Source organism: Sphingomonas sp., from assembly GCF_031372575.1.
Taxonomy (GTDB): Bacteria; Pseudomonadota; Alphaproteobacteria; order Sphingomonadales; family Sphingomonadaceae; genus Sphingomicrobium.
The window spans coordinates 23751-36666 of the sequence record NZ_JANMLM010000052.1 but is presented as its reverse complement, the minus strand read 5'-3'; the positions used below and the strand labels follow the sequence as shown (position 1 = coordinate 36666).

Here is a 12916-nt window from a genome sequence, read left to right as displayed (position 1 = left end):
TCGAACAGCCTGATCGACCTCGTCGTGTTCGGTCGCGCGGCGGGGCTCCGCTTGGGCGAAATCCTCAAGCCCGGGGCGGCGCAAAAGCCCCTGCCCAAGGACGGCGCCGACCTCGCGCTCGCCCGGCTCGATCATTTCCGCCATGCCGAAGGTGCGACCCCGACCGCCGCGATCCGGCTCGAGATGCAGCGCACGATGCAGGCCGATTGCGCGGTGTTCCGCACCGAACGCACGCTCGACGAGGGCGTCGCCAAGATCGATGCGATCAACCACAAGATGACCGACGTCCGCGTCTCCGACCGCAGCCTGATCTGGAACAGCGACCTGATCGAGACGCTCGAGCTCGACAATCTGCTCGGCCAGGCGGTGGTGACGATGCATTCGGCCGCCAACCGCAAGGAAAGCCGCGGCGCGCACATGCACGAGGATTTCCCCAAGCGCGACGACGCCAATTGGATGAAGCACACGATCGCGACATTCGACGGCTGGGGCGGAAAAAGCGGCAGCGTCAAAATCGATTACCGCCCGGTCCACGAATATACGCTGACCGACGACATCGGCTACATCAAGCCCAAGGCGCGGGTGTATTGAAGGCGCTGGCAACCCTGGCGGCAATGCTTGCCGCAATCTTGCCAGCCTCTGTCGCAGGCGCTCAATCGCTAGATCCAGCGGCGGAAGCGGTCCTCTCTCGCGCCCGCAGCTCGACTTCGACCTATACCATCTACTGGCGCGTTCAGCGGTCGGATGGCGGCTCGCTCGAATTTAATTGGGGCGCGACGTTTCGCAAAGGGTCGCTCGTCCGAGTGGAGGATGTTGCCTCGCGCGCGGTTGCCGACTGTGCCGTCGGCAAGGGCATGCAATCTTACATCTCGATCGGGTACGAATATTCGGCCGGGCCCAAGATCGCTCGTCGATATTGTGGGATCGACTCCGATCGGCGGGTTCGCGCGACCCGTTGGGTCGGTCAAAAGCAGGGCCAGTTCGGGCTGGTCGACGAAGTCGAGGTGGTCGACGAGGACGGCACCTTCACCTACCTCGTGACAGTCGGCGGCGAAGTGGTCGGCGTGACCGGTCGCTTGCGCGGCAGCAGCACCACGATTGTCGCCGAACCCATGTCGTTCGACCGCACTGTTCCGCCTGGCGACCTCTTTTCGCGCCTCTCGCTTGCGTCGTCGCGGGTCCCCAAAATAGTCCAGAGCCAGGGCGCACGCGCCGCAAATTAGCCGTTAGATGCCGGATCAATTGGCGCCGTGTTGTCCTGCGAACTGCGCCCAACCGTGCATATTTATCGACGAACGGTTGACGATGAACCGTGCATTATCGTAGACGAACCGAGTTCTAACAACGGGAGGCGACGATATGACCGCATCGGACGAGACCAAGACACCGGGCCGCAAACTGCTGTTTGCGATCCTTATCGGGCTGGGTTTGGCAATCCCGTTGTTCATGGTCTGGGCGCTGGTTTACGACCGCCAGTCGCAGTCGGAGCAGGCGCAATCGTCGATCACCGAAGGCTGGGGCGGGCCGCAGGCGATGAGCGGGCCGGTGCTGGTCATCCCCTATCGCCAGACCACCACCGAAACCTCGACCGCGTCCGGCACGGCAATCACCCGCACGCAGGAGGTCATCCGCGAATTGACGCTCGAGCCCGAAGCGGTTGAGCTGGCCACCGACATCAAGCCGCAATTGCGCCGACGGTCGATCTACGAAGCGGTGATCTATGACGCGACCGCCAACGGTTCGGCGCGGTTCGCCTTCCCGACCGACCTTGCGCGCTACGGCGTCGATCCGGCCAAACTCGATTTGACCCGCGCCGAATTGCGCTTCGGCCTGAGCGATCCGCGCGGCCTCGGCGCCAACCCGACGGTAAGCATCGACGGCCGCCCGCTCAAGCTCCAGCCGGGCGGCGGCAGCGGTGCGGGCAAGGGCTTCTTCGCCTTCGTCGATGCCGGCGCCCTCGCGGCCAAATCCGCCATCGTCAAATTTGATTACGGATTTCGCGGCAATGCCCGGCTCAGCCTCGCGCCGCACGCCGGTGACACTCACTGGACGGTCAAGAGCAGCTGGCCCAGCCCGTCGTTCGGCGGCTCGTTCATTCCGGGCGGCCGGACCATCGGCGACAAGGGGTTCGCGGCAGAGTATCGCATCGGCAATCTGGCGCTCGGGCGCTCGCTTGTTTCGACCGCCGACAAGGGCCAGAGCAACATCACCGAAAGCGCGTCAGCCAATACGCCCGAAAGAATCGACAGTGGAGAAGGCAAGGGCAGCGAGATTGCCAGTATCGGCCTGATCCAGCCGGTCGATCTTTATTCGCGGGTTGATCGCGCAACCAAATATGGCTTCCTGTTCATCGGCTTCACCTTCCTCGCTTTGCTGATGTTCGACATCATCGGCGGGGTGAAGGTCAGCGGGGTCGAATATCTGCTGATGGGCGCCGCGATCGTGTTGTTCTTCGTGCTGCTGCTGGCGTTTGCGGAAGTGCTCGGTTTCACCTTCGCCTACATCCTCGCCTCCGCCGCGATTGCCGGCCTCAACACCGCTTATTCCGCCGCCGTGCTGGGCAGCTGGAAACGCGGCACCATGATTGGCGGCCTCCTGATCGGGCTCTACGCGATGCTCTACATCCTGCTCGGGCTCGAAGCCTTCAGCCTGCTGATCGGATCGGTATTGCTGTTCTTCGCGCTTGCCGCGGTGATGTATGCCACCCGGCGGATCGACTGGAGCCGGAGCAACGGCGAGGCGGCCGTCTGACTTAGGAATCGAGGGGGAGGCCAAACCGCTTCCCCCTCGGCCTAACTGTCTTTAAGGCCGCATCGCTTATGACCGATCACCGCCCCCCCAAGCGCATTTTCCCGTCCTCCAAGGTCGATGCGCAATCCGCCAAGCATGTCCCATCCTCGCCGCAGACCGAGAGCGAAGCCTATAAGCTCGCGTTCCAGGACACCGAATTCCTGCTGCGCGAGGATCTTCGCCCGGTTCGCTTCCAGCTCGAGCTATTGAAGCCCGAATTGTTCATGAATGAGGCCAACATTGCCTCGACCTTCGTGTTCTACGGCTCGGCGCGAATCCCCGAGCCGAGCAAGGCTGATGCAGTGATTGCCGCCGCGCATGACGATCGTCAGCGCAAGGTCGCGGAAAGCCTTAAGGCCAAGTCCAAATATTATGATGTCGCGCGCGACCTCGCGCGAATGGCCAGCCGCTTCCCGGTCGATCCCGACGGCCAGCGCCATTATGTCGTCTGCTCGGGGGGCGGACCGTCGATCATGGAAGCCGCCAATCGCGGTGCCTGCGACGAAGGCATGGAATCGATCGGGCTCAACATCGTGCTTCCGCATGAGCAATTGCCCAACACCTTCGTCACCCCGGACCTCAGTTTCCAATTTCACTATTTCGCGCTGCGCAAGATGCATTTCCTGCTCCGCGCGCGCGCGGTGGCGGTGTTCCCGGGCGGGTTCGGGACGTTTGACGAAATGTTCGAACTGCTGACCCTGATCCAGACCGGCAAAGTCAGGCCGATGCCGATCCTGCTGTTCGGTAAGCAGTTTTGGGAACGGGTGGTCGACTTTAAGGGGCTGGCCGAGGAAGGCGTGATCTCGCCCGGCGATCTCGACCTGATCCACTGGTGCGAAACCGCGCAGGACGCGTGGGACTTCGTCCGCAATTATTATCCCGACTAAGCACCGCTTACTTATTTGGCGTTGGCGATGGTGGCCAGATAATCGGCCGGCGATGTCGATCCGATTTCATTGCCGATCGCGTCGAGCGGCAACTGGTCCAGCCGTTTGAAGCGGATGCAGCTTTTGCCCATGTCGACTTTGTGCCCTTCCGCCGCCGCCGCCGATTGCAACCGCTGAACGCTGTCCGGGCTGCACGCCGCGCAATTCAAATACAGGCTATAGCCGTTCTTTTGGGCGGCAAGCGCGACATAGCTTAAGGGCTGTCCGTTGTAGGTCGGTCCGCTGACCTCGATCGGGATTTCCCAACTGATCATGCCCCAGCGCATCACCTCGTCATAGCCGTCGGGAATTGCCCCGTTCACAAGGTCGCGCATGGCCGAAACGGTCGCGGCGCGATCGAGCGCAAGCTCGGCGAGGTAATCAGCGATGGTCGTTGCTTTGGAGCTGACCATCGCCGTTTGACCTTATTTCTTGGCCGGGGCCGGGGCCGGTGCCGGAGCTGCGGCGTTGCCGTCGGCTGGAGCCGCTGCATTGCCCTCGGCCGGGGCAGTCGCATTGCCAGCAGCCGGAGCGGCCCCTGCGGCTGCCGGAGCAGCTTCGGCCGGGGCGGCGGGCAGCGGCAAGTTGGTGCCCTTTGAATTGAGATAGGCAATGACGTCGGCGCGGTCCTGCGGATCGCCGAGGCCAGCGAAGGTCATCTTGGTGCCAGGCGCCATGGCGCGCGGGCTGGCGAGCCAATGATCGAGCGACTTGAAGTCCCAATTGCCGCCGATCCCCGACAGTGCTGCGGAATAAGCGAAGCCTGGCGCATGCTTGCCGATCGGTCCGCCGACCACAGCCCAAAGATTGGGGCCGATGCCATTGGCAGCACCCTGCGCATCAGCGTGGCAGGCGGCGCATTTTTTGAACACTTGCTCGCCCTTGGCGACATCGGCCTTGGCGAGGTAGAATTCGACCGGCATGGCGGCCGCTTCAGCTGCGCCGCCCTCATCGCCGCCGGGCAGCGCGTAGCCGCCCTTCTCGACTTCCTCGCCGGCAAAATGTTCGCCGGTGACGATCCACGCGCCGAGCGAAACGATTCCGGCGAAGAGCAGCCAGCCAGCGGTAGTGTTGTTGCGATCGTCCATGAAACCCCTGCGGCGCTGCCGTTGTGAGAAGTGGAAATTTGGCCTGCCTTTACGGTGCTGGTGGGCGGGTTTCAAGCATCGCCTAACCAATCGTCGAGCAGGGTCCGCGCGATGGCGAAGCGCGGCGGCGCGATGAAGGCGGAATCGCGCGTACCGGACAGAGCAGCGGTGACCTCGGCGCGGGTGAACCAGCGGGCGTCGTCGAGCTCCTCGCGGTCGATGGTCAGCGAGTCGCTCAAGGCGCGCGCGGTGCAGCCGATCATCAGCGAACTAGGGAACGGCCACGGCTGGCTGGCGATGTAGCGCACGTCGGTGACCGCGATTCCGGCCTCCTCGTTAAGCTCGCGCGCAACCGCAGCCTCAAGCGTCTCGCCCGGCTCGACGAACCCGGCCAGCGCCGAATATCGGCCCGGCGGATAGATTGGCTGGCGGCCGAGCAGCAGGCGGTCCTCGAACGTGGCGAGCATGATCACCACCGGGTCGACGCGCGGATAATGTTCGCCGCCACACGCCCCGCATTTGCGCCCCCAGCCGCCGCGAAACACCGCGCTCGGCGATCCGCACACCGAACAAAAGCCATGCCTTTGGTGCCAGCTCGACAGGCTCAGCGCGGCCGCGAACAATGGCGCGTCGGCGTCGTCGAGCAGCCCGAGCAAGGCGCGTGTGTCGGGACCGGGGCCGACCGCCGGCAGCGCGGCGAATCGGGGATCGCCCTGGTCGAGGCCAAGGAATAAGGGCTCGTCGCCTTGCGCCTGATGCCACATCAGTTTCCCCGCTTCGTCGAGCGCGGGCGCACCGCCGTTCCACACTAACGCTTGTGCCGTTGGGGAAGCGAGCAATTCGGCGACCGCCTCGGGCTTGCCGCGAAGCGCATCGGCGCGGTCAATCCCACGGCCGGTAAAAAAGGGGTCAGGCGGCAAGGGAATTCCTCGTGGCAAGCACCGCATCGACCGCGCGGCGATAAAGGGTGGGCAGGCCCGCGTCATGCAGCGTGGCAATCGGCTGCCACCACCCATCGCCTTGCGCCGCGCCCCCGGCAACCACCGCCAGCCGAAGCTCGAAATGGGTGAACCCGTGCCGCACCTCGGCCAGTGCGGGCACCGTGTCCGGCGCGTCCCCCCAGTCCGATCCGGGCAGCGCGGGCATTCCGCCGAGCAACCCCTTCGCCGGGCGGCGGACCAGCCAAACCGCGCCGCCGCGTTCGATCCAGTGGGCGGTGCCGTAGCGAACCGGGCGGGCTTTTTTGACCGCCATGACCGGAAATGATTCGGGCGTGCCGAGCGCATAGGCCTTGCAGTGACCCGAAATCGGGCAAGCGCCGCAGTTCGGCTTCTTCGGACGGCAGATCGTCGCCCCCAGATCCATCATCGCCTGCGCGAAATCGCCCGCCTGCCCCGTGGGCACAAGCGCCGCCGCCGCCGCGCGGATTGCGGCTTTGTCCGAAACCGCTTCGAGCCGCGCCACAACCCGCTCGACATTGGTGTCGATCGCCACCGAATCGCGCCCGAAGGCGATGGCCGCAATCGCTGCTGCGGTATAATCGCCGATTCCCGGAAGCGCGCGCAGCCCGGCCTCGTTATCGGGAAATCCGCCGGCTGCGGCGACTGCACGGGCGCACGCGATCAAATTGCGCGCCCGGGCATAATAGCCAAGCCCGGCCCATTCGTGCAGCACGTCCTCGTCCGCCGCTACGGCCAGCGCTTCGACCGTCGGCCAGCGCTCCAGAAACCGCAAGAATCGGGGCGTCACCGTCGCCACCGTGGTCTGCTGGAGCATCACTTCGCTGAGCCATACGCGATAGGTGTCGGCGCGCCTTTCCCCCGGCGGCGCGCGCCACGGCAGCCGCCGCGCGGTGCGGCGATAATGGTCGAGCAAGGCGTTTCCAGCACTGGCGGGCATCGCCACGCTATGGCATGACCCGATCAATGTCGAAACCGGTCAAAGCCAAGGAAGATGCGCCGCGCCGCAATCGCGCCCGCGCCACCGGTGACATCATCGCCGATATTGGCGGCGTGGCGTTCAAGCGCTTCGGCTTCGTCCAGAGTGCGGTGGTCAGCCGCTGGAAGGAAATCGTCGGCGAGCGTTACGCCAAGGTCTCCAGCCCTGAGTCGATCCGCTTCCCGACCGGCAAGAAATCGGGCGGGACACTCACCCTGTTGGTCGAGGGCGCGCATGCCCCCTTGGTCCAGCATCTCGGCCCGATGATCATCGAGCGGGTCAATCGCTTCTTCGGTTACCAGGCGATCGTGCAGATCGCGTTTCGCCAGGGCCGCGTTCCGACCGCCCCGGTTCGTCCCGCACGGCCCAAACCCGCGCCGATCTCCGCCGAGCTTGGCGAGGGGCTTCGAGCCATCGCCGATCCCGAGCTTCGCGCTTGCCTCGAATCGCTGGCTGGGCATATTGCCGGGTCGAACGGCGCGCCTGCCTTTGAATCCATCGACAGCATTCCAATCCCCATCATCCGGAGCAAGATTACGTGATCAGACAATCTATCCTGTGCGGCGTCGCTGCTGCTGCCTTCGCGGTTACCGCCTGCAATGCCGAAAATAGCGGCAATTCGACCCCGGCCGTTTCGACCGCGCCGATCAAGGCCGTGCCCGCCCCCAATGGCGGCGACTGGACGACGATCGTCGCAACCACGCCCGAAGGCGGGTTCGTGATGGGCAACCCCAATGCCAAGGTCAAACTGGTCGAATATGGATCGATGACCTGCCCGCATTGCCGCGAGTTTGACGAGGCGGCGTTGCCCACGTTGACCAGCAAATATGTCAAATCGGGCCAGGTCAGTTTCGAGTTCCGCAACTATGTCCGCGATGGCTATGACATGGCGGCATCGGTCCTCGCGCGCTGCGCCGGCACGTCGGGCTTCTTCGGCCTGACGCGGCAGCTTTATGCCGACCAGCCCGACTGGATCGCCAAGATCCAGGCGGCCGATCCGGCGACGATGCAGGCGATCGGTGCGCTTCCGGTCGACCAGCAACTGGCCGAAGTCGCCAAGATTGCCGGCCTGCAGCAATATGCGGCGATGCGCGGGCTGCCGATCGCCAAGAGCTCGGTGTGTCTGGCCGATGCCGAGACGCCGACCAAATTGGTGCAGATGCAAACCGACGCAATGGCCCAATTCCCCGATTTCCCGGGCACGCCGACCTTCATCCAGAATGGCAAGATGATCGAGATCAAGCCGGGTACGTCGGTGTGGAGCCAGGTCGAATCCTCGATCAACGCGGCGCTGGGCAGCTAGAGCGGCCGTGGCGCCGGCGGGGAGGGCCGGCAATTGAAAATCCGGAGGCTCAAGCTTGGCGGGTTTAAAAGTTTTGTCGAATCCGCTGAACTGGGGATCGAGCCCGGGCTGACCGGGGTCGTCGGGCCAAATGGTTGCGGCAAGTCTAATCTGCTCGAGGCGATCCGCTGGGTGATGGGCGAGGCCAGCGCCAAGTCGCTTCGCGGCGGGGGCATGGAAGACGTCATCTTCGCCGGCACCGCGACCCGGGCAGCGCGCGACTTTGCCGAAGTGTCGCTGCTGATCGAGCGCGACGGCCAAGACGAGCTCGGCGGCGAAAGCGAGATCACCCGCCGGATCGAGCGCGGCGCCGGGTCGGCCTATCGGGTCGACGGGCGCGATGTCCGGCAAAAGGATGTTTCCCTGTTGTTCGCCGATGCCGCCACCGGGGCGCATTCGCCGGCCTTGGTCAGCCAAGGGCGGATTGGCGCGGTGATCGCCGCCAAGCCAACCGAGCGCCGCCAAATGCTCGAGGAAGCGGCGGGAATCTCGGGCCTCCATGCGCGGCGCAAGGATGCCGAACAGAAATTGCGCGCTGCCGAGGTCAACATCACCCGGCTCGATGAACTGTTGAGCGACCAGGAACTGCGCGCTGCGACCTTGCGGCGGCAGGCGCGGGCAGCGGAACGTTACCGCTCGCTGACCGACCGGATCCGCGCTGCGGAAGCGAAATTGTTGTTCGCGCGATGGGATGAAGCGCAAGCGGCGGCAGGTGCTGCGCGCGGCGAGGCCGAAGCGGCCGAGCTGGCGGTGGGCAAGCTGCAGCGGCTGATGGCCGAGGCGCAACGCCAGCAGGAAGCGGCGGCGGTCGCGCTTGGGGCGCGGCGCACATCATTGGTCGAGGCACGCGATTCGGGGCGGAGCCTGGCGCATGCGCTGGCGACGGCGCGGGCGCGGCGCGATACGATTGTTCGGCGGCTGGCCGAGCTTGACCGGCTCGAGCTGGCGCAGGCCAGCGAAAGCGCGCGCGAGGAAGCGCTGCGCGATGACGCGGCCAAGGCGATTGCCACGCTTCAGGCCGAGCAGGCGGCGATTGCGGCGCGGTTGAGCGATGGCGAGGCACAAGCGGCGCGGCTCGCGGCGGACGTCAATGCAGCCGAGATCGTGTCGCGTGGCGCGGAGACGGCGCTGGCCGAAGTGCTGGCGCGCGAGGCAGCGATGCGCGCCGAACGGCGGGTCGCCGAGGCCGCGCTCGAGGCCGCGCAAGCGCAGGCCGATCGCACTGCTTATGATGTGGCGCGGATCGAGGCGCAGATTGCGGAACTTGGCGATGGCGCGGATCATCGCGAGGCGCGGGCCGCTGCGGATAAGAATGCCAGTGAGGCGGCGGGTGCGCTGGCTGCGGCGGAACAGGCACTGGCGGAGGCGGACGCTGGCCGCGCCGGGGCCGCCGAACAGCGCGACGGGGCGGAAAGCGCCTTGGCCTCGGCGCGCGCTGCGCTGGCGGCGGCGACATCCGAACGTGGCGCGCTGGCCGATGCGCTGGCGCAGGGCGGCAGCGGGACGATCGCGGTGCAGGCCGCTCCAGGATATGAGCGCGCGCTCGCTGCTGCGCTCGGCGATGATCTCGATGCCGGGCTTGGCGGGGATGGGCCGCGACGGTGGATTGGCAGCGAACCGGCGGGTGGCGATCCCAAGCTTGCGGACGGGCTTGAGCGGCTGTCGGATTTTGCCACGGCGCCGCTCGAACTGGCGCGGCGATTGGCGCAGGTAGGGGTTGCGCCGCGCGACGACGGGCAACCGCTTGGCGTCGGGCAACGACTGGTCACGCGCGACGGGCTGATGCGGCGCTGGGACGGGTTTGTCGCCACCAACAGCGGCGCTGCGACCGCCGAACGATTGATCCGCGCCAATCGCTTGGCCGAACTCGATCGGGCGCTTCCGGCGCTGGAATTGGCTGTGGCAGCCGCCGTCGAAGCGCGCGACTTGGCTGCGGCTGAGGTGGAAAACTTCCGCAGTTTGGCCGACGATGCCCGTGCCGCCGCCGCCGCGGCCGAACGCCAATCGCGCGATGCAGTCCGTGCCGGTGATGCGGCGGCCAATGCGATCGACCGGCTCGATGCCCAGCGCGCCGCGTTGGTCGAGCGCCGCGCCGATCTCGACCCGCTCATCGCGGCCAGCGTGCAGTCGCTCGAGGCGGCGCGTAAGATGTTGATATCATTACCCGAACCAAAAATACTCGAGGCTGCGGCATATACTGCTCGGAGTGCTGCTTCAACGGCCGGGGAGCAAGTCGCCGACTGCCGCGCCGCCGCCGCCACCCGCGCCCGCGAACTCGCCGCCGACCGCGAACGCGACGCTGCCGCCCAGCGCGAAGCCGGCGAATGGCGCGAGCGCAGTCGCAAGGCGAGCGACCGCCTGATCGAAACCGCCGACCGGGCTGCGGCGCTGGCGGCGGAGCGGGCCGAGATTATCGGAGAACCCGAACAACTGGCGGGCGAGATCGTCCGCATCGAGCGCGACACGGCATCGAGCGAGGCGCTGGTCGGCGCTGCCACGACCGCCGAGAATGAGGCCGAGCAAGCCGTCGCCAATGCTGCACTTGCCTTGCGCGATGCCGGGGAGGGATTTGCTGCGGCGCGAGAAGCCCGCGCCGGGGCGGTCGCACGGGCCGAGGCACAGACCGCGCGGCGCGAGGAATTGGCGCGCGAGTGCGGCGAGAAGTTCGAATGTCCACCGCCGTTGCTGGCGGGGAAGTTCGAGTTCGATGCCACCAATCTGGCGCCGGCCGAGGCCGAACGCGAGACGTTCGAGCGGCTAACCGCCGAACGCGAGCGATTGGGACCGGTCAATCTGGTGGCCGAAAGCGAGCTTGCCGAACTCGATGCCAATCGAGCGCAGGGCGCCGCCGAACGCGATGAGCTGCAGGAGGCGATCAACCGGCTGCGCGGCTCGATCGGCAGCCTCAACCGCGAGGGACGAGTGCGGTTGCTCGATGCTTTCGAGAAGGTCAACACGCACTTCCAGAGCCTGTTCACGACCTTGTTCGACGGCGGCCACGCGCATCTCGAATTGGTCGAAAGCGACGATCCGCTCGAGGCCGGGTTGGAGATTCTTGCGCAACCGCCGGGCAAGCGGCTGACCGCTTTGACCTTGCTGTCGGGGGGTGAGCAGGCGCTGACTGCGGTGGCGCTGATCTTCGGCTTGTTCCTGACCAATCCGGCGCCGATCTGCGTGCTCGACGAAGTCGATGCGCCGCTCGACGACGCCAATGTCGACCGCTTCTGTGACCTGCTCGACCGGATGACGGCGGAGACCGATACGCGCTATTTGATCGTCACCCACAATGCGGTGACCATGGCGCGGATGCATCGCCTCTATGGCGTGACGATGATCGAACAAGGCGTCAGTCGCCTGGTTTCGGTCGACCTTGGGGCGGCGGAGCGGCTATTGGCCGCCGAATGAACGCCACTTACCCCGAGCGCTTCGTCCCGCCTTACCCGCCGCGCGGCGACGGGCCGGTGGCAGTGTGGCGGGGGTTTTTCGGCGAGCGTGCGCGGACTGCGGTCTATGGCTGGTCGCAAGCGGCCTTCGAGCTCGACTATATGCAGCGCCGGGTGATGGGCTATAATGTCCACATCCCGCTCACCCCCGATGCGGTCCAGCAGATTCTGCTCGACCAAGCCGCCGGTTACGAAAAGCCGACCATCGTCAAAAGCCTGCTCGCCCCGGTGATCGGGCGGGGATTGCTGACGTCAGACGGCCAATTGTGGCGCGAGCAACGACGGATCGTCGCCGCCAGCTTCGTCCCCCCGGCGGTCGATGCGCTGATCCCGGTGTTCGCCGATGCGGCGCGGGCGGTCATGGCGCGATGGCAGGCCGGCACGCTCGATATGGCGGTGCAGTCGACTGCCACGACCATGCGGATCATCGCTGACAGCCTGTTCGGGGGCGATCCGCGACTGACCAGCAACGCCGCGTCGGATCATATCACCGCCGCGCTCGAGGCATTCGGCGGGCGGCGAATCCAGGCGCTGCTCGGCTTGCCGGCCTTGACGCTAACACCCAAAGCTCGCGCCGGGCTTCGCGGCCAAACCTACCTTCGCCGATCGCTGGCCGAAGTGGTCGGCGACCGCTTTCGAGTGGGGCAGGAGGGGGAGGATTTCCTCGGCCAACTGGTCGCCGCGTTGCGGCAAAAATTCGACCGCGCGGAAGCCGAGGCGCTGGCAATCGACAATGCCGCGACCTTCTATCTCGCCGGACATGAGACCACCGCCAATGCCATGACCTGGGCGTTGTTTCTGCTGTCGGAACAGCCCCAGTTGCAGCAGCGGATCGCAGCGGAGGCGCGCGTGGCGCTGGCGGTGGATGATCGGGATCCTAAGCTGCCCGATCGTCTGCCACTGCTCCGGCAGGCATTCGACGAAACGCTTCGGCTGTATCCGTCCGCGCCGCGCCTCGACCGGCAGGCGATCGCGCCCGGCGAGATCGCTGGGCGCAAGGTCGCGCCGGGCGACATTGTCTCGATCTGGCCGTGGATCATCCACCGCCACACCAAATTATGGGACGATCCCGATGCCTTCGACATCGATCGCTTTGCTCCCGGCCGCAAGGGCGAACGCCACCGATTTCAATATCTCCCGTTCGGCGGCGGGGTGCGGGTGTGCGTCGGTGCGCGGTTCGCAACCTCCGAAGCATTGACGATCCTCGCCCACTGGCTTGCAGCGTGGGAATTTCGGCCAGTGCCGGGACGCATTGTTCGCGCCTCGGGCATGGTGACCCTTCGCCCCGCCGGCGGGTTGAAACTGGCAATTCGAAAACGCTATTGCGAATGACTATCATTAACGGTAACACGCTCCCAACGCAAAGGGAGTGATATGCGCTTTAACCTA

General features: G+C 65.8%; 11 protein-coding genes and 1 pseudogene. 8 read left to right on the top strand and 4 right to left on the bottom strand.

What is annotated here, in order from left to right; translation table 11 throughout:
* The 4 genes and pseudogenes from RMN73_RS04105 to RMN73_RS04090 all read left to right on the top strand — a co-directional run.
* Window positions 1-591 (top strand): annotated as a pseudogene (locus RMN73_RS04105) (succinate dehydrogenase/fumarate reductase flavoprotein subunit); the annotation flags it as partial.
* Window positions 588-1223 (top strand): hypothetical protein, encoded by a 636-nt coding sequence (locus tag RMN73_RS04100; RefSeq protein WP_309602044.1) that lies wholly within the window; start codon window positions 588-590, stop codon window positions 1221-1223. The pseudogene RMN73_RS04105 and the gene RMN73_RS04100, both read left to right, overlap by 4 nt.
* Window positions 1224-1359: 136 nt before the next feature.
* On the top strand, window positions 1360-2751 hold the full coding sequence (gene creD, locus RMN73_RS04095) for a cell envelope integrity protein CreD (protein ID WP_309602043.1): 1392 nt from the start codon (window positions 1360-1362) through the stop codon (window positions 2749-2751).
* Window positions 2752-2819: 68 nt separating this feature from the next.
* The gene (locus tag RMN73_RS04090) at window positions 2820-3677 is read left to right on the top strand and encodes an LOG family protein (protein ID WP_309602042.1); all 858 of its coding nucleotides are present in this window, start codon (window positions 2820-2822) and stop codon (window positions 3675-3677) included.
* 11 nt (window positions 3678-3688) lie between these two features.
* Here RMN73_RS04090 and RMN73_RS04085 read toward each other — a convergent pair whose 3' ends face one another.
* The 4 genes from RMN73_RS04085 to RMN73_RS04070 all read right to left on the bottom strand — a co-directional run bounded on the left by RMN73_RS04085 (window position 3689) and on the right by RMN73_RS04070 (window position 6703).
* Window positions 3689-4129: a DUF1801 domain-containing protein gene (locus RMN73_RS04085; RefSeq protein ID WP_309602041.1), complete on the bottom strand. Its 441-nt coding sequence runs from the start codon at window positions 4127-4129 to the stop codon at window positions 3689-3691.
* Between the two features lie 12 nt (window positions 4130-4141).
* Window positions 4142-4804, bottom strand: a complete 663-nt coding sequence (locus RMN73_RS04080) for a cytochrome c family protein (protein WP_309602040.1) — start codon at window positions 4802-4804, stop codon at window positions 4142-4144.
* Between the two features lie 71 nt (window positions 4805-4875).
* Window positions 4876-5724: an NAD(+) diphosphatase gene (nudC, locus tag RMN73_RS04075; protein WP_309602039.1), complete on the bottom strand. Its 849-nt coding sequence runs from the start codon at window positions 5722-5724 to the stop codon at window positions 4876-4878.
* Window positions 5714-6703, bottom strand: coding sequence for an A/G-specific adenine glycosylase (locus RMN73_RS04070; protein ID WP_309602038.1), 990 nt, complete (start codon window positions 6701-6703; stop codon window positions 5714-5716). The genes nudC and RMN73_RS04070 overlap by 11 nt, the downstream gene beginning before the upstream one ends.
* A 14-nt stretch (window positions 6704-6717) precedes the next feature.
* Here RMN73_RS04070 and RMN73_RS04065 point away from each other — a divergent pair, with 14 nt between their 5' ends.
* The 4 genes from RMN73_RS04065 to RMN73_RS04050 are packed head-to-tail and all read left to right on the top strand — an operon-like array spanning window position 6718 to window position 12859.
* Complete coding sequence (locus RMN73_RS04065; RefSeq protein ID WP_309602037.1) at window positions 6718-7284, top strand: DciA family protein; 567 nt, start codon at window positions 6718-6720, stop codon at window positions 7282-7284.
* A complete protein-coding gene (locus RMN73_RS04060) occupies window positions 7281-8045 on the top strand; it encodes a thioredoxin domain-containing protein (RefSeq protein ID WP_309602036.1) in 765 nt (254 codons plus the stop codon). The genes RMN73_RS04065 and RMN73_RS04060 overlap by 4 nt, the downstream gene beginning before the upstream one ends.
* A 33-nt stretch (window positions 8046-8078) precedes the next feature.
* Window positions 8079-11489 (top strand): AAA family ATPase, encoded by a 3411-nt coding sequence (locus RMN73_RS04055; RefSeq protein ID WP_309602035.1) that lies wholly within the window; start codon window positions 8079-8081, stop codon window positions 11487-11489.
* A complete protein-coding gene (locus tag RMN73_RS04050; protein ID WP_309602034.1) occupies window positions 11486-12859 on the top strand; it encodes a cytochrome P450 in 1374 nt (457 codons plus the stop codon). Before RMN73_RS04055 ends, RMN73_RS04050 begins: the two co-directional genes overlap by 4 nt.
* Window positions 12860-12916: the final 57 nt, after the last annotated feature.

Excerpts from the sequence above, each read along its gene's own strand:
- creD (WP_309602043.1), top strand. The coding sequence starts at position 1,360 with ATGACCGCATCGGACGAGACCAAGACACCGGGCCGCAAACTGCTGTTT.
- RMN73_RS04090 (WP_309602042.1), top strand. The coding sequence starts at position 2,820 with ATGACCGATCACCGCCCCCCCAAGCGCATTTTCCCGTCCTCCAAGGTC.
- RMN73_RS04085 (WP_309602041.1), bottom strand. The coding sequence starts at position 4,129 with ATGGTCAGCTCCAAAGCAACGACCATCGCTGATTACCTCGCCGAGCTT.
- RMN73_RS04080 (WP_309602040.1), bottom strand. The coding sequence starts at position 4,804 with ATGGACGATCGCAACAACACTACCGCTGGCTGGCTGCTCTTCGCCGGA.
- RMN73_RS04070 (WP_309602038.1), bottom strand. The coding sequence starts at position 6,703 with ATGCCCGCCAGTGCTGGAAACGCCTTGCTCGACCATTATCGCCGCACC.
- RMN73_RS04065 (WP_309602037.1), top strand. The coding sequence starts at position 6,718 with ATGACCCGATCAATGTCGAAACCGGTCAAAGCCAAGGAAGATGCGCCG.
- RMN73_RS04050 (WP_309602034.1), top strand. The coding sequence starts at position 11,486 with ATGAACGCCACTTACCCCGAGCGCTTCGTCCCGCCTTACCCGCCGCGC.